Below are 17,252 nucleotides of genomic sequence, written 5' to 3' on the forward strand. Positions count from 1 at the left end.
TATACTATTAATGTTAGATTGTAAATAAGGAGCAGATTGCGAAAATGATTAGTTTAAAATCACCTCGAGAAATCGATGCAATGGAAAAAGCTGGGGCAGCCTTAGCAGGAATGCACCTTGGCTTACGAAAAATTATTAAACCAGGCATCTCAAGCTGGAAAATTGAAGAATTCGCGCGGAAATACTTCAAAGCAGCTGGTGCTAAAGCAGAACAGATTGGTTTTGAAGGCTACAAGTATGCTACTTGTGTCAGTGTTAATGATGAAATCTGCCATGGCTTTCCCCGCAAGAAGTTAATTTTAAAGAAGGGTGACCTTGTTAAAGTAGATACTGTTGTCAGTGTTGATGGTGCTTTTAGTGATTCTTGCTGGTCCTATGCCGTTGGTGAAGTTTCCCCTGAAATCCAAAAATTAATGGATGTAACCAAGAAGTCATTATTCATGGGAATCGACCAATGCATTCCTGGCAATCGGATTGGTGATATTGGTGCTGTTATCCAACATTACACAGAAGATGAAAATGGGTACGGGGATGTCCGTGAATTCGTTGGCCATGGTATTCAACCAACAATGCATGAAGATCCAATGGTTCCGCATTATGGTGAGCATGGTCAAGGCATTCGGCTTCGTAATGGGATGACGATTACCGTGGAACCAATGATTAATACTGGTACTTGGGAAGCAGATACTAGTGATCCGAGCGGCTGGCTTGCAAAGACGGCTGATGGTGGTTGGAGCTGCCAATATGAACATACCTTGGTTATTACCAACGATGGTCCTAAGATTTTGACTTCTCAAGATCCAGAAGCAGATGCTGATTACATGTATGATGATAATTATGCTAAGTACCTTGAACATTACCGTGAGATTGCGGAAAAAGTGGCAAAACAGTTTGAATAATTTAAATTAACAAAAGGGTTAGGAAACTACTATTGGTCTTCTAACCCTTTTATTAATACTTAGTCATATTGGTGCATGTATTTTGAAAGACGCTTCAATCCTTCTTTTAGTGTTGCTTCAGGAGCACAGTAACCAAGGCGAACATGCTCAGGAGTATCAAAGGCGGTTCCCGGAACTAAGAGAACTCCCTCATCGTGTAGGAGATTCTCACAGAAAGTATGAATATCAACGGGAACATCAAGCTTAGGGAAAGAAGTTGAGACCGCTTGTGGCATAACAACGCTTGCACGGTCTTCATGTTCAACCCAATCCCTGTAAATTGCGAGGTTGCCAAGAACTAGCTTTCGGTTGCGGGCCAGGACTTGGTCGCGGTGACGGAGAACATAAGTAGCGAGCTGGTCGTTAAATACCCCGCCGCAAATCATTGTATAATCACGGAACTTGCGGAAAAGCTCTGCTAATTCAGCGTTAGTGGCTGTCCAACCAATTCGCACGCCAGGAACGGAATAGGTCTTAGAAAGCGAATTAGTTGAAATTCCTTTATCATAAAGATCAATGATTGGTGTGAACTTTTCTGGGTGGTCAAGTGGTAAGTAGACTTCATCGACTAAAATATAAGCACCGACAGACTTAGCAATATCGACAACCTGCTCAAGAAATTCCTTATCAAGAACAGTCCCGGTTGGATTATTGGCATTGTTTAGACAGATCATCTTAGTGGTTGGTTTAATGAGCTTCTTTAGTTCTTCAATTCGAGGGTACCAATCATCCTCTTCATGAATATGCCAGTAGTCAACATCAGCGCCCAATGACTTTGGAATATCATACAATTGCTGATAGGAAGGGTACTCTGCGATTACATGGTCGCCAGGATTAATGAGGGCATAAAGGGCTAAGATATTGGCACCGGTTGCCCCATTAGTCTGTAAGACGTTTTCCGGGTCAACATGTTGATAAAGTTTGGCAACTTCTTTCTTGAACTCCGGTGATCCTTCAATCCAGCCATAATTCATTTGCTGCTTATCGAGCATCTCATAAAATTCTTGGCCATTATTTCCGTCAAGATTTAATAAATCATGCATACTAAGAGAAGCAATTGTACTTTGTGAGATATCATAAGTTGCACTTTTTTCCCATTTGTTTAACCATGCTTCAACGCCAAAATGTGCTATTTCAACCATTTTTGTGTCCTCCTTAATTAATCGAAATTGTGCCGTTAATAACCAATACTAAGGAAATTACAGCAAAGATTGCGATAATTCCCATTGCCCACTTTTCCTTTTTGGAAATTACGTGGTTGAATTCTTTACATGCTTGGATATAGAAGAAAAAGCCAGGAATGAATCCAACTGAAACGACCATTACTTCTTTCCACCCTGAAAGAACCATTGCCATCAATTCAAAGAGGGTCGCAATTAAACCAATAATGAACTGACCCCATTCTTGGTGTTGCCAACTGTACATCATTTGATAGATTCCGACGAGTAGGTAACAGATCAAAATTGCTGCAGTACACAAGGTGTAGGCGAAGTTGTAAGCATATGATGTGAACAGTAACGAAAAGAGGAAAATTGATTGCAAAATTCCCGTGATAACCAAAGCACGAGTTGGTGCCTTTTTATCGTTTACTTCACCCCATGATGTTGGAAGGGTTTGATCGTCTGCCATTAGCATTAGTGATTCAGCTGGAAGCATTGTCCATGAAAGCCAGGAGACTAATACAGAAATAATTAAACCAATACTAATGAGGGCTGCACCCCATGTTCCGACAAGGTGTTGCATGATGGCACCAAGGACAGGTTGTCCGCCAGCCGCTAACTGGGCCCGCGTCATGACTCCATATGGCAAAATTGAAACGACAATGTAGATAACAAGCAAGCTAATTAGACCAAAGATTGAAGCTCGTTCAGCATCGGTCCGTGTTTTAGCCCGGCTGGAAAGAACTGAGGCACCTTCAACCCCGACGAATAGCCACATCATTACCATAATGGAGGCTTTTATTTGGTCAAAGATTGAGCCGGTTTCAACTTTTGATCCTAGGTTTTCTGTCACATTACCCCAAAAGTCAGCCGTAAAGATTCCGGCCTTAAAACCGAGAATGACACAAATAACAAAAACAACTAAGGGGATGATTTTACAGATTGTTCCGATTGAATTAATGAAGGCAGCTGATTCAATCCCACGGTTAACTAAAAATGTTAAGAACCACGTTAAAATAATTGCAACAATAATTGAGAATAAGTTCTGTCCATTTGTAAATAAACGTGGGAAAAATGTCCCCAGGGCACTCATCGTAATCGTAGCAAAAGCAATATTACCAAGCCACGCGGAAAGCCAGTAAGCCCATCCGGAGATAAACTCACCTAATGGGCCAAATGCGGCAGCTGCATAGCTAAAAATACCTGAATCAAGGTCTGGCCGCTTTTGGGATAGGTTTGTTAGCGATAAGACTAGGGTTAAAACACCAATACCAACAATTACCCATGCAACCATCGCTGGTCCGGGAGCGGCCGCACTAGCTAAATCACTCGTTATTCCAAATACTCCGGAACCAATTGTTGAGCCGACAATCAAAAGGGTTAGTTCCATTGTATTAATACCTTTTTTCTCACTCATTTACTCCACCTCACAATCATATATTAGAGTGAAAAAATCACGGCTTAATTATATCAATGCTAGAAAACGCTATCAATACTATTAAGGTTAAATGTGAAATTAATTATTAATTGGTAAAAAGGGCATACATCATTTACCGTTAAATATACAAATGTGCAAATAAATTCGTGAAAAATAGCATAAAAATACAATAAATGGTATGAATGTAATGTGAAATTTTGTAAAAGCCTTTTCTTTTTTTTAAAGACGACTATACTAATAATTATTAAATAGTTTCTTATTTTTATTTAAGAATTTTAAGCTTTGGAGGCATTATTTTGGACGAACAGAGTGGTAATAAGAAAATGATTACTACCTTTGGACTAGTGACGATGATCATTACCGCCATTTTTGGCTTTGGGAATGTTTCAAACGCCTACTTGCAAATGGGCTATGGTAGTATTATTTGGTATGCACTGGCAGGGATTTGTTTCTTCTTTCCCTGTGGTTTAATGATGGCAGAATATGGTTCAACTTTTAAGGACGCTAAAGGTGGGATTTATTCCTGGCTTGCCGGTTCAGTTGGCGAACGGATTGCCTTTGTCGGTACTTTCGTATGGCTTGCGTCCTGGATCGTGTGGATGGTGTCAACTGCTTCACGGATTTGGATTACTTTTTCTGCATTGCTTTTTGGTAAAGATACGACCCAGCAATGGCATGCATTTGGACTGACATCTACTCAATTGATTGGGGTGTTAGGAATTATTTTAATTCTTGGCGCAACCTGGTGTAGTTCACGGGGAATGACAGCAATCGCCAAAGTTGGTTCACTTGGTGGAATCTTTACAATTGTTGTTAATGTTATCTTTGTAATTGTCAGCATTATCGTTTTAATCGCTGATAAGGGGATTTTAAAGCAGCCGATTCATGGCGCTTCAACTTTTATTACTTCGCCTAATCCACAATTCCAAACACCAATTGCTATTATTTCATTTGTTGTTTATGCTATTTTTGCTTATGGTGGAATGGAATCATTGGGTTCAGTTACGGATAGTATGAGAAACCCTGAACGGACATTCCCACGGGGATTAATTATTGCAAGTATCTTTACAATTGGTACCTATGTCTTAATGATTTTCATGCTCGGCTGGTCAGTCAATTACCAACAAACTTTGACTAAGAGTAGTGTTAACCTTGGTAACGTTACTTACGTTGTCTTTAATCAATTAGGGGTTACCATGGGTGAATCACTTGGCTGGTCTCACAGCGCGGCCCTAACATTTGGGGTCGTTATGACGCGGATCGTTGCTTTTGCACAAACGTTAGGATTCTTGGGTGCATTGTTCATCTTGCTTTATTCCCCAATTAAAGCTTTCATTCTTGGTTCAAACCCTAACTTATGGCCAAAGAAACTGACAAAGCTCAATAAGGCGGGGATGCCTGCTAATGCGATGTGGCTACAGGCTACCATTGTCTGTGTAATTGTCTTCCTTGTTGCCTTTGGGGGTAATGCAGCCCAACAGTTTTACTTGATTTTGACGGATATGGCGAATGTTTCGACTTGTTTCCCATACATCTTCTTAATCGGGGCATTCCCATTCTTTAAGGCTAAGAAAGATCTTAATAGACCATTTGTTGTCTTTAAGAACCGCTTTTGGACAAATGTTTTAGTTTGTTTTGTTGAATTAATCTTGATTGTTGGGATTGTCTTCACATTCGTTCAACCATTGATGGACAAAGATTATCAAACAGCATTCTGGACACTTGCCGGACCAATCTTCTTCGCCATTGTTGCGCTGGTCTTCTACCAAATTTCGGCTAAGCGTAATCATGTTGAAGAATAACAATTAATAATGATATAAAAAATCCTCTAGTCAGTGGTATATAGCCATTGGTTAGGGGATTTTTGGGTATTCCTTATGATAAAATAAGATGCAAAAGATAATTGATTTTGTGTTTTCAGTATGAAATGTCGAGTGTTGCAAATTTGCAAGATAGTATGATCCCTTTAATGAAAGGATAGAAACGAATGAAAGATAAAGAGTATCAGCAGTTACATGATTTACCTAAGGAATTAGATGATTATAATGTTAATATTGCTGCTCAATTTACTCAGTCTAAGATACAGGGCCATGGTAAGTTTACTGCAAATGAAAAATTTATAGTAATTCAAAACCGCAAAGGACATCATAGAAAAGACAACCTGACTTACGTACTGCGGAGTAAGAAGGGGTTGATGATTCGTATTGATATTAATGGGAAAACACATGAGCATATTCCTACACCACATGTTCATATTTTTGATGAAACCCATAATAATGGTATTGATGCTATACCGCTGTCAGTTTTTAAGAACTATCCCGATCTATCTGATGATGCAACGAGATCATTAATAGCATTTTTAGATTATAATAATTTTGAAACTCAAGGATTGACTTTTTCACAGAACCTTGTATAGGAGGTGCAAAAATGCCCCTAAGCACTAAAGAACTACTTAATAATTACTATCGATTTTTAAGCAAAAGTTATCAGATTAATAAGCTAGATGATACTGATGAGATTATTACTCCTTTTACAGATAATATTGGTGATAAGATTACTCTTTATCTGTCGCGAAGCAAGGATAATAAAATTAAATTAGACGATGATGGTTATACCTTAGATAATTTAGAAATGATGAATGTCAATTTATCAGACGCACGTCAACAAGTACTTAGGAAAATCTGTAGTCAATATGAAGTATCGTTGTCCGATGATGGAATTTTATATAATATTGGTACGACTGCAGACTTTCCAAGAATGAAATTAAATATAACATCAGCAATCTTAAAAATTGGTGATCTCTCTTTTACACAACATTCTCAGGTTAAAAAAATGTTTGTTGATGATGTAATTGCTACTCTAAACCAAAATGATCTAGGGGGTCTTCCCAGCTATTTTATGGGACGTAGCGGTGTCAAGTATAATTTTCCGTATGTTGTTGCGCAGCAGAAGACACATCCTTTAAAAATTGTTGATGTTACTAATCATATTAATAATAGAAATATTATGCAGACTGCCTTTCAATTTTCAGATATTAAAAACAATTCATCATTTCAATATAATTCTCCTAAGCTAATGCTAATTTATAACGATAAGATATCTTCACCGAGCGATCAAGCATTAAGAATTGCTAAAGATATAGGCTTTATGCCAATGCCATTTAGTAAATTAAGTAGTATAAAGAAACAATTAACAGCATAAAAGAAGGCGCTAGAGTTCAGCTTTACCGAGCACTAGCGCCTATTTTTAGGTAATATATCATTTGCGAGTTTTAGCAAAACCGTTGCGTAGTAATAATGTAATATTTGTCGGGGAGGCATTTTGTTATAATTGAACCTATAAAATATTTTCGGAGGTTATTATGGACAAGGAACCGGGCAAAGGTAAAACTTTTATTGCGTTATTAATTCAACATATTACAATGGCCCAGATTTCAAGTTCTGCTGCTGTTTTGGCATACTATACTTTACTATCTATTTTTCCGGCAGTGATGGTAGTCGGAAATTTACTGCCAATGATTGGAATTGATGCCAAGACGATCTTAGCCTACCTGTCAACTGCAATCCCTGAGTCGGTTTACGATTTTATCCAGCCGCTGATTTATGATTTCTTACGGCACGGGAGTGGTGGTGTCTTAACAACCGGGGCCTTGATTGCACTATGGTCCACTAGTCAGGGAATTGCCGCTTTTCAGCGAAGCGTTAATCATGCTTATGGAATCGCCGAAAATCAAAATCCCGTGATGAACCGGATTGTTTCATTTATCTGGATGATCGTATTGTTGGTAGTTATCTTTATTATCATTATTTTATACGGTTTTGGGGAACAGGTTCTTAAAAGTATTCAACCGATTTTTAATTTCCGGCGTGATTATATTGCCCTGTTTAGTTCTTTGCGGTGGCCGGTAACTTTTGCGGTGCTGTTCATTGCTTTAACATTGTTGTACTATTTTGTGCCTAATGCGAAGGTGCGGTTACGATATGCCCTGGCTGGGTCGTTCCTCTCCTCATTACTGTGGATGGGATTATCGCGACTGTTTTCTTTCTATACATTAATATTTAGCCATGGGGTTATTTCTTATAAGACGATTGGAGCCTTTATTGCAATGATGGTATGGCTGGATTTTTCCGGTTATATTATCATGTTAGGGGCTGCGTTAAATGCTGCTCTGCAAGAGTGTCATGAGGGAGAACTGCACGCTAAAAAGCACTTTTGGCAGTTGGTGGAAAGAAAAAAATAAAATGGAAACCGGAAAATTTCCAGTCTCCATTATTGAAATCTTTAGTATGCTTACTTAGTTTTTACTTATGTTCATCGTTAAAGATAACAGTTGAAACAGTATCAACGTATTTTGCAGATACGGGTAATTGGTAAAGTTCTTCGCCATCCTTAACGAAAATATGTGTTTGAGCAATTTCTTCCATTGCTTTCCGAACTGTTTTAGCATCGAGATCGCCACTAGCATATGATAGCTTTAATGAATGCTTTTTGCCAAGACTGCCTTTAAAAGTTAAGTTTAATGTACGCATATGTTATTCCCTCCACTGATTACTTGTTCATTGTGACTTGGTTAGTAACGATGATATCTGCACCAAGGCATTTTTCCGCGGTGAGCATTTCAATCGCAGAGCTAAATCGTGCAACCTGATCATTAGTAACACCATCGCTAGCATTATTAAAGGGATGCTTAACGCCTTTGGGATGGTCATTATTAGTGATAGTGAGTTGGATTTTGGCGGATTTGAAATTACGAACCATTTGCATGATAAAAACTTCCTTTGCTTGATTTACTTTGTTAAGTAGCGGCCACTGCTTACACCTTTATAAACGGTTGAGAACAGAAAATGTTAAGGAGAAATTTTAAAAATGGCAAAAATTTCTAAAATTGAAGCACAAAAACGGAAGGGTCGGTATAATGTATATCTTGATGGCAAGTATGCATTTCCGGTTGCTGAAAACGTTTTAATCCAATTTCATTTAATGAAGGGAACGGAATTAGATGAAAAACAAATTGCAGCGATTACGACGGCTGACCAGCAAGCCAAAGCATATTCCCGGATGTTAGACTACCTTTCCTATCAAATGCGGACTGAGAGTGACATTATAAAGAAGCTAAAAGAGATCGATACTCCAGAAGAGTTTATTGAACCAATTCTTAGTAAACTCCGTGCGCAACAATTGGTCGATGATCATGCTTATGCGGATTCTTATGTGCGGACCGTGATGAATACGGAATTAAAGGGGCCGACAGTTATTCGCCAGCATTTACGGCAGAAAAAGATCGGTGAAAATGATATTGATGATGCGTTAGTTCAATTTACTATCGAAGACCAAGCCGAAGTAGCAAAGAAATTAGCGTTAAAGCTTTTTCGACGTTACCGCAATCAACCAGAGCGGCGACGAGCGCAAAAGGTACAGCAGGGACTAATGACAAAGGGATTTGCCAGCAACATTTATGACATGATCAAGGATGAGGTGGTTCCACAGCCGGATACTGAGCAAGAAAATGAATTACTAGTTAAAGAAGCCGAAAAGCAATGGCATCGTGCTCGCCGTTACCAGGGTTATGAACGAGAACAGCACTTTAAACAATCAATGTATCGAAAAGGTTTTGACCTTGATGACGTTCAGACTTGGCTTGATGAGCATGAATTATAATAATCGCTTTCCAAGATAGGGAATAACTGGTATTATTTTAATGATTATGTTTAAAAACTATTAATTAGGAGTACGACAGTGAATATTAAAATCTTAGTGGCTGTCCATAAAAATTATCGGATGCCAGATGATCCCATGTATTTACCAGTCTTTGTTGGTAAAGAGATTCACCCGAGTGTAAACCATACATTTCAAGGTGACAATACGGGAGATAGTATTTCAAAAAAGAATCCTCATTATAATGAATTGACGGCCCTTTATTGGGGATGGAAAAATCTTGATGTTGATGCGTTGGGACTGGTCCATTATCGCCGTTACTTAACGATGGGGCACTCGAAGGACTTATCAACAATCTTGAATAAGGAACAAGTTGAAGAATTATTTAAAGCTGTAGATGTAATTTTACCTAAGAAACGGCATTATTACATTGAAACAAACGAGTCTCACTACCTTCATGTCCATGAACATGAGCCGCTTGAAATAACTCGCCAAGTCCTAAAAGATAAGTATCCGCAATATTTGCCAGCCTTTGAAAAAGTGATGAAGCAAACTTCCGCTCATTACTTCAACATGATGATTATGAAAAAGCAGCCGTTGGATGAGTACTGCACATGGCTATTTGACGTTCTGGGTGAAGTTGAGAAGAAAGTTGATTATTCAGCTTATACTTCATATGAACAGCGGGTTTTTGGCTTTTTGAGTGAACTGTTATTGGATACATGGTTAATGACAAATCCACAGTATAAGACAGTGGAAGTTAACCGGGTATTTCTAGAAAAGCAAAATTGGCCATTAAAGATTGCGAAGTTCTTAAAACGTAAAGTTACCGGCCATGGTGAACATTAACGATTGGAGAAATAAAAATGCCCAAATTATCAATAGTTGTTCCTTGCTATAACGAGGAAGAAGCTATCCCGCTTTTTTATCCAGCTGTTGAGAAAGTGGTAAAAAAAATGCCGGTAGAGATTGAGTATTGGTTTGTTAATGATGGGTCAAGTGATGGCACATTAGCTGAAATGCGAAAGTTGCATAAACAAGATCCAGAGCGGGTTCACTATGTTTCTTTTTCCCGTAATTTTGGAAAGGAAGCAGGACTGTACGCTGGGTTACAGGCAGCCACTGGGGATTACGTAGTTGTAATGGATGCCGACTTACAGGATCCGCCAGAATATTTGCCTGAGATGTATCAGGATATTTCAACTGGCGAGTATGACTGTGTGGGAATGCGGCGGACTGATCGAAAAGGGGAGGCGAAGTTTAAGTCTTTCCTTTCAGATCAGTTCTATAATGTCATTAACAAGATTTCTGATACGAAGATTATCTCAGGGGCCCGTGACTATCGGATGATGACTCGTCAGATGGTTGATGCAGTACTGTCATTGACGGAGTATAATCGTTTTTCGAAAGGAATTTTTAACTGGGTTGGTTTTAAGACCAAGTACCTTCCTTATAAAAATGTTGAGCGAGTTGCTGGAACGACTGATTGGTCGACTTGGAAACTGTTTAAGTATGCGATTGATGGAATTACTGATTTTTCTGAAGCCCCACTGGCAATTGCTACATGGGCTGGCGGTTTTACAGCTTTTGTCTCTATTATTGGGATGATTGTTGTCATAATAAGAAAGATTATTGAGCCTGCTAGTAGTGCTTTTGGCTGGGCTTCAATGGTTTGTATTATCTTATTCCTTGGCGGTATTCAACTGTTGTGCCTTGGAATAGTTGGTAGGTATATTGGACGCATCTATATGCAAACAAAGAAACGACCGATCTATATTATTAAAGAGAAAAAGTAGGATTGAGGATCATGAATGAGAAGGTAAAAATTAAACAACAATCTAAGGGCTACCTTTTCTGGAAAAGGTTCTTTGATATTACGCTGTCGTCATTAGCAATGATTGGTTTTAGTCCAGTTTTTCTGACTATTTTTATAATGAATCGGTTTGGTGATAACAAAGGTCCATTATTTTATAAGCAGGAACGAATTGGTTGGCATGGCAAACCATTTAAGATTTATAAGTTTCGGTCAATGATTGTGAACGCGGATAAGATTTTAGAAAATGATCCAGAAATGTATGCTAAGTATGTTGCCAATAACTATAAACTGGAGCCAGAAGAAGACCCACGGATTACCAGTTTAGGTCGGTGGTTACGAAAAACATCAATTGATGAAATTCCACAGTTTATCAATATCTTGCGTGGCGATATGAGCATTATTGGCCCCCGCCCTATTGTAAAAAAAGAACTTGAAGAATATGGTGATCGGGTTGATAAGTTTTTATCAGTAAAACCAGGTGCAATGGGATTGTGGCAATCGAGTGGTCGGAGCAACATTCCATATCCAGAACGCTGTGATGTCGAGTTAGAGTATGTTGATAAGGCTTCACTTGCTTTTGATACAAAGATAATGTTTAAGAACATTATTAGTATTTTTAAACGTGATGGCGCGTATTAGTTACAAGAAAACGTTTTCTTTGATTGCGTAACGATTAAAAATGAATTATTAACAATTGTTACAATTAAGTTAAATATATATATCCGGATAATTACGAAAGTCTCTAAAGGTTGATTTAACAACCATTTAGAGGCTTCTTTAGTAGGTTGCAACAAAACAATGTAAACAGTATGATATTAATCGTTAGAAAAATTTAAGTATTCAAATTTCAATTCGGTTTTATCTTTAATGGAGGACAAGCTTATTTTTAAACCTAGTCATTTAAAATCAAAAGTTTTATCAACTCTTACTGTTTGTGGGGGAGCATTATTCTTATTAAGTGGGAATGCTGCAGCTGATCAAACCACTGATGCACAACAATCCACTACCCCTCAACAAGCAACAAATGAACAACAAACTAATGCTAAAGTTGATGTTCAAGCACAAAATACATATAACGGTGTAGCTGTCAATCCTCAAGCAGCTACAGTTCAAGAGACAGAAAAGTATAATGTTGTTCCTGCACAGACAAATCAGCAAGAACAACAAGCGGTAAAAAATCCTAATAATTATGGTTATTTAGATTCTGTTAGTTTATCCAATAACCAACTTCAGGTCAGTGGATGGCAAGCAACTAACCAAGCTGAGGATAAGCCATATCATTACGTAATTGCCTATGATAATACTGCAAAGGCTGAATTAGGTCGCCAACAAGTTGAAAATGTAAGTCGCCCGGATGTTGCCAAAGTACATCCTGATGCTACTAATGCTGCTACTTCTGGCTTTAATTCAACAATTAAATTAAATACTGCTAACGAGGATTACACTAACCACTCAATTAGTGTAATTAGTCGTTACAGTGATGCTCAAAACGGTGAGGGTAACCGTGTGGATTACTGGTATCCTGCATTCACTTTTGACCAAGGAAACCATGCATATTTAGATGATATGCATACCGAAAACAACCAATTACATGTTACTGGTTGGAATGCAACTAACCAAGCAAATAATAAAAATTACCACTATGTAATTCTTTATAACAAGACAAAGGGCCATGAACTTAGCCGTCAATTGGTTGATGAAAAGAATAGTCAACGTCCTGATGTTCAAAAGGTTTATCAAAATGTAAATAATGCCGCTAAGTCTGGCTTTAATGTAACATTTGATTTATCAAAGTTATCATTTGACGCTAGTGATCAATTACAAGTAATTAGCCGTTACAGTGATGCTCAAAACGGAGAAGGTAACCGTGTAGATTACTGGTTTGCACCAACAAGCCGTGAAAACCAAGGTAATCTTGATAGTGCTAACTTTAGTAATGGGCAATTAGTTGTTAATGGATGGCATGCAAACGATGCATCAACCATCGCACCTAACCACTTCTTGATCCTTTTTGATCGGACTGCTAACAAACAAGCTGCTTCTCTTTCAGCGGGTCAAGTTAACCGTCCAGATGTTGCCAAGGCATTTGGTGCTATTCAAACTGCAGGTAAGTCAGGATTTACTGGCACATTTAATGCTAATGTCATTATTCCTGGTCACGAATATGCGTTAGTTAGTCGCTATTCTACTTCTGCTAATGGTAACGGGGATCAAGGTCACTATGTAGACTATTGGTTTAATGGCCTTAAGTTCAATCAAGCACGCTACAGTGTAGATTCATTTACTCAAAATGATAAAGGATTCCATGTAACAGGATGGATGGCGAGTGACTTTGCGGTTAATCGTCCAAACGCTTATGTTATTTTACTTAACAATGGTAAAGAAGTTACTCGTAGCAAGGTTACTTTAACTGACCGTTCAGATGTAGCTGCTGTTTACCCAAGACTTTATAACAGTCGTAACAGTGGATTTAGTACTGATTTAATAGTAAATCCAGCAAGTTTAACTGGCGAACTTTCAATGATTCTTCGTTTTACTGGTTCAAATGATGGTAACAGTAATTACACCGATCAAAATACTAATAAGTACGCTACAAATGCGGGTAGTTTTGATACGGTAAATGTTTCTGGTAACCAAATTAAGGTTGCTGGTTGGCACGCAAGTACACAAACTGCCGGAAAGGACTACCAATTTATTATCGTATTGGATCAGAATGGTCATGAATTAACTCGTCAAGCGGTAAACACAAAGAACATCACTCGTAATGATGTTCAAAAGGTATATCCATGGTTAGCTAATAGTGCTAAGTCTGGTTTTGATACTTCTGTAAGCATTAACGATCAAATTAATCATAAAGCTGTTCGCTTGATTCATCGTTACTCTAACCAAGCTAATGGTGAAGGCAGTTATGTAGATTATTACTCAAATCCAGTTTCTATTAATTCAGAATTCCAAAATGAAAATGGTACTACTTTATACTACGATCCTCGGACTGGTGCTAAAAAGACTGGTTGGGCTAACATCAATAATAATAATTACTACTTTGATCCATCTACAGGTGCTATGTTTACTGGTACCCATACCGTTGATGGCAAATCCTATGACTTCGGTAGTAATGGTGTAGCAGTTGAAAATGATAAGTGGGGATGGCCGTTCCCTAACGTTGGTGAAGGTCACTTTGGCGGTGCGCAGTTATTTGGTGTAAATCCTGGTGGACAATTCCGTCGAAATGGCTTCCACGATGGTCTTGACTTTGGCTCAATCGATCATCCAGGCTCAGAGGTTCATGCAATTCACGGTGGTAAGGTTACCCAAATTGGTTATACTGCTGGTTTAGATTGGTATGTATTAGTTGACACTGGTGAATACCTTACTGTTTATCAAGAAGCATTCTCAAACAAGAACAATATTCAAGTTCAAGTTGGTCAACAAATTAACACTGGTGATGTAATTGGTCGTCGTGATACGTCACACGTTCATATCGGTGTTACCCGTCAACATAACTTTAATATTGCTTTAGCTAACTCATTTAACAATAATGGTACTTGGTTAAATCCATTAGACTTAATTCGGAATGGTTCTAAGTAATAAAGAAAAGCTACTTATTGTTAATAAATAAGTAGCTTTTTTATAGGGGAATTTTGGGAGATAACAATGGAAATTAAAAAACACTATAAATTATACAAAGATGGCAAACAATGGTGCTGCATGGCATTAGCTGCCGCTGCCGTATCGGCTGGTTTAATGCTTGGTAACACTAGCGTAAAAGCTGCTACCACAACGACTGCTGATCCACAAACAGAACAAGTGGTAACGCCAGCTGCTGATAGCACAAGTCAGACCACAGACTTAGCTGCTCAAGAAAAGGTAGCCCAAGTAAAGGATAATGGTAATTATGGCTGGCTTGATTCAGCTAACGTGGTTAATAACGGTAACTTACAAGTTAGTGGCTGGCAGGCTACCAACCAAGCGGCTGGTAAAGATAACCGGTATGTAATTGCTTATGATAGTACTACCAATACAGAATTAGGGCGGACCAAGGTAAATAGAAATCTTGCCCGTCCCGATGTTGCGAAGGCTTATCCTAATGTAGTCAATGCTAAGGATGCTGGCTATCAAGCAACGATGAATAACCTTGATTGGAGCAAGGTTAAGAATGTTGATGACCATCTTCAAATCGTTAGCCGTTACAGTAATGCTGCTAACGGTGAGGGAGACCACGTTGATTCATGGTCGCAACCAATCAATTTAGATAAGAGCAACAATGCCTATCTTGATAATTTCAGTATTGTTAATAACCAATTACAAGTAACCGGATGGAATGCCACTAATAAAGCATTGGGCAAGAATAACCATTACATTATCTTATTTGACCGGACTGCCGGTCATGAATTAGCACGGCAAAAGGCAACAGCTGTTGCCCGTCCGGATGTTGCCAAGGTTTACCCGCAGGTCATCAATGCACAAAACGCTGGTTTTAATGTTAGCTTCTCATTGGCTAATGTGGACTTAAATCATGAATTACAAGTTATTAGTCGTTACAGTGATGTCCAAAATGGTGAAGGCAATAATGTTAATTATTGGTATGCTCCAAAGAAATTTACCCCAAACAATACCAGCAATCAAGGCAACCTTGATAACTTTAACCTTAGCAATGGTGAATTAACAGTTGCCGGTTGGCACGCTACTGATTATTCTCAAGTAGAAAGTAACCACTACCTAATTCTTTTTGATAAAAGTAACAATACTCAAGTTGCTTCAATCAAGGTTACTAATGTTGCGCGTCCAGATGTAGCGAAGGCTTATCCCGCCGTTCAAAGTGCTGGTCAATCTGGGTTTAATGCTAGTTTTGGTAAAGTTAGCCTGACTCCAGGTCACGCTTACCAAATCGTTAGCCGTTATTCAACTTTAGCTGAAGGCAACGGTGATAATGGACAAAGCAAGTTCACTGATTTCTGGTCAGCACCAGTAACATTAAACCAGCAGGCTTACAACATTGATAATTTCAGTGCGACTAAAGATGGATTTAATGTAACCGGTTGGGTAGCTAGTGACCAGGCCATTAATAAGCAAAATCCATACTTGATTTTATTAAATAATGGCAAAGAAATAGCGCGGACTAAGTTAAACTTAACTGCTCGTCCAGATGTTGCCAAAGTCTACCCAAGTTTGTACAACTCGCAAAAGAGTGGCTTTAATGTTAATTTAAAGGTTGACCCGGCAACGGCAAATGGTACCTTAAAGATCTTGCTTCGTTTTGCTGGATCAACAGATGGTAATAGTAATTACAGTGATCAAGCTAGTCAAGATTATCCAACAAATATCGGGAATTTTGATAATGTTCAAGTGACCGCTAGTAATATTACAGTGAGTGGTTGGCGAGCAAGTAACTTAACAACGAGCAAGCCATATGAATATTTGATTGTTCTTGATAATGGCGGTAAGGAACTTTACCGTCAGCAAATTACTGATAAAAATATTACTCGTAACGATGTTCAAAGTGTTTATTCATATGTTTTAGGAACTAATAAGTCTGGTTTTCAGGTTACGTTACCAACTCAGGCAAGTATGATGCATAAAGTGGTTAAATTAATTAACCGTTTAACAGATGACCCAAATGGAAACGGAAATTATATTGATGTTTACTCTGGTCCAGTGTCAGTATTTTCTGGTGCCCAAACGGAAGGAAAGAAGACAACTACTTATAATGCTGACGGTCAAATCATTGCAGTATATAATGATGCTGAGGTAATCAGTCAATTGCCAGAATTACCAACAGGGTGTGAGATTACAGCAGTTACGATGATGTTGCGCTATGCAGGATATAATGTAAATAAGGTTCAATTAGCAAACGAAATGCCTCGTAGTAATAATGGTGATTATGGATTTGTTGGAAATCCGTTTAGTCCAAGTGGTTGGTGGATTTTTCCTACTGGTATTGCGCCAGTTGTTAACAAGTATGTTGGTCACAGTGATATCATGACTGGGGCTTCAATGGAACGAATTAAGGATAAGTTAAATCAAGGACACTTAGTTGTTGCGTGGGTTGCTAATGTTAATGGTTTTGTCAATCATGCGTTAGCGTTAACAGGCTATGATGCAAGCCGATTGTTCTACAATAATCCATGGACTGGAAGAAAAGAAAGCATGACTTATGGTGAATTCTATCAGCATTGGAACGCGGATAGACAACGAGCAATTAGTTATTAAGATTAACTTTAATTGGTAGCACAAATAATCAAGAT

General features: G+C 38.4%; 15 protein-coding genes. 11 read left to right on the plus strand and 4 right to left on the minus strand.

Annotated elements, in window-relative coordinates:
- Positions 1–44: 44 nt before the first annotated feature.
- Positions 45–899, plus strand: a complete 855-nt coding sequence (map, locus tag IEU90_RS07130; RefSeq protein WP_153709997.1) for a type I methionyl aminopeptidase — start codon at positions 45–47, stop codon at positions 897–899.
- Between the two features lie 59 nt (positions 900–958).
- Here map and IEU90_RS07135 read toward each other — a convergent pair whose 3' ends face one another.
- Together IEU90_RS07135 and IEU90_RS07140 are read right to left on the minus strand one after the other, a co-directional pair.
- The gene (locus tag IEU90_RS07135; RefSeq protein ID WP_153709998.1) at positions 959–2,080 is read right to left on the minus strand and encodes an aminotransferase; all 1,122 of its coding nucleotides are present in this window, start codon (positions 2,078–2,080) and stop codon (positions 959–961) included.
- A 13-nt stretch (positions 2,081–2,093) separates the two neighbouring features.
- Positions 2,094–3,515, minus strand: coding sequence for a basic amino acid/polyamine antiporter (locus IEU90_RS07140; RefSeq protein WP_188357919.1), 1,422 nt, complete (start codon positions 3,513–3,515; stop codon positions 2,094–2,096).
- A gap of 317 nt (positions 3,516–3,832) precedes the next feature.
- Between IEU90_RS07140 and yjeM the strand changes: the two genes are divergently transcribed.
- The 4 genes from yjeM (at position 3,833) to IEU90_RS07160 (ending at position 7,776) form a co-directional block, all read left to right on the plus strand.
- Positions 3,833–5,338 carry a glutamate/gamma-aminobutyrate family transporter YjeM gene (yjeM, locus tag IEU90_RS07145; RefSeq protein WP_153710000.1) on the plus strand — a complete coding sequence of 502 codons (1,506 nt, stop codon included), beginning with the start codon at positions 3,833–3,835 and terminating at the stop codon, positions 5,336–5,338.
- 185 nt (positions 5,339–5,523) lie between these two features.
- Complete coding sequence (locus IEU90_RS07150) at positions 5,524–5,952, plus strand: DUF6978 family protein (RefSeq protein WP_153710001.1); 429 nt, start codon at positions 5,524–5,526, stop codon at positions 5,950–5,952.
- Positions 5,953–5,963: 11 nt separating this feature from the next.
- Positions 5,964–6,737, plus strand: a complete 774-nt coding sequence (locus tag IEU90_RS07155; RefSeq protein ID WP_153710002.1) for a DUF1828 domain-containing protein — start codon at positions 5,964–5,966, stop codon at positions 6,735–6,737.
- A gap of 160 nt (positions 6,738–6,897) precedes the next feature.
- Positions 6,898–7,776, plus strand: coding sequence for a YihY/virulence factor BrkB family protein (locus tag IEU90_RS07160; protein ID WP_153710003.1), 879 nt, complete (start codon positions 6,898–6,900; stop codon positions 7,774–7,776).
- Between the two features lie 61 nt (positions 7,777–7,837).
- Here IEU90_RS07160 and IEU90_RS07165 read toward each other — a convergent pair whose 3' ends face one another.
- Positions 7,838–8,065, minus strand: a complete 228-nt coding sequence (locus IEU90_RS07165; protein ID WP_153710004.1) for a DUF2922 domain-containing protein — start codon at positions 8,063–8,065, stop codon at positions 7,838–7,840.
- Positions 8,066–8,084: 19 nt separating this feature from the next.
- The gene (locus IEU90_RS07170) at positions 8,085–8,300 is read right to left on the minus strand and encodes a DUF1659 domain-containing protein (RefSeq protein ID WP_153710005.1); all 216 of its coding nucleotides are present in this window, start codon (positions 8,298–8,300) and stop codon (positions 8,085–8,087) included.
- A gap of 102 nt (positions 8,301–8,402) precedes the next feature.
- Between IEU90_RS07170 and recX the strand changes: the two genes are divergently transcribed.
- The 6 genes from recX to IEU90_RS07200 all read left to right on the plus strand — a co-directional run bounded on the left by recX (position 8,403) and on the right by IEU90_RS07200 (position 17,217).
- Positions 8,403–9,194, plus strand: coding sequence for a recombination regulator RecX (gene recX / locus IEU90_RS07175; RefSeq protein WP_153710006.1), 792 nt, complete (start codon positions 8,403–8,405; stop codon positions 9,192–9,194).
- Between the two features lie 78 nt (positions 9,195–9,272).
- Positions 9,273–10,040, plus strand: coding sequence for a DUF4422 domain-containing protein (locus IEU90_RS07180; RefSeq protein ID WP_188357920.1), 768 nt, complete (start codon positions 9,273–9,275; stop codon positions 10,038–10,040).
- Between the two features lie 17 nt (positions 10,041–10,057).
- A complete protein-coding gene (locus IEU90_RS07185) occupies positions 10,058–10,987 on the plus strand; it encodes a glycosyltransferase family 2 protein (protein WP_153710007.1) in 930 nt (309 codons plus the stop codon).
- An 11-nt stretch (positions 10,988–10,998) separates the two neighbouring features.
- Complete coding sequence (locus IEU90_RS07190) at positions 10,999–11,646, plus strand: sugar transferase (protein WP_153710008.1); 648 nt, start codon at positions 10,999–11,001, stop codon at positions 11,644–11,646.
- A gap of 228 nt (positions 11,647–11,874) precedes the next feature.
- A complete protein-coding gene (locus IEU90_RS07195; protein ID WP_188357921.1) occupies positions 11,875–14,595 on the plus strand; it encodes a M23 family metallopeptidase in 2,721 nt (906 codons plus the stop codon).
- A gap of 66 nt (positions 14,596–14,661) precedes the next feature.
- Positions 14,662–17,217 carry a C39 family peptidase gene (locus tag IEU90_RS07200; protein WP_188357922.1) on the plus strand — a complete coding sequence of 852 codons (2,556 nt, stop codon included), beginning with the start codon at positions 14,662–14,664 and terminating at the stop codon, positions 17,215–17,217.
- Positions 17,218–17,252 lie beyond the last annotated feature (35 nt).

This window comes from Limosilactobacillus caviae, assembly GCF_014635905.1.
GTDB lineage: Bacteria > Bacillota > Bacilli > Lactobacillales > Lactobacillaceae > Limosilactobacillus > Limosilactobacillus caviae.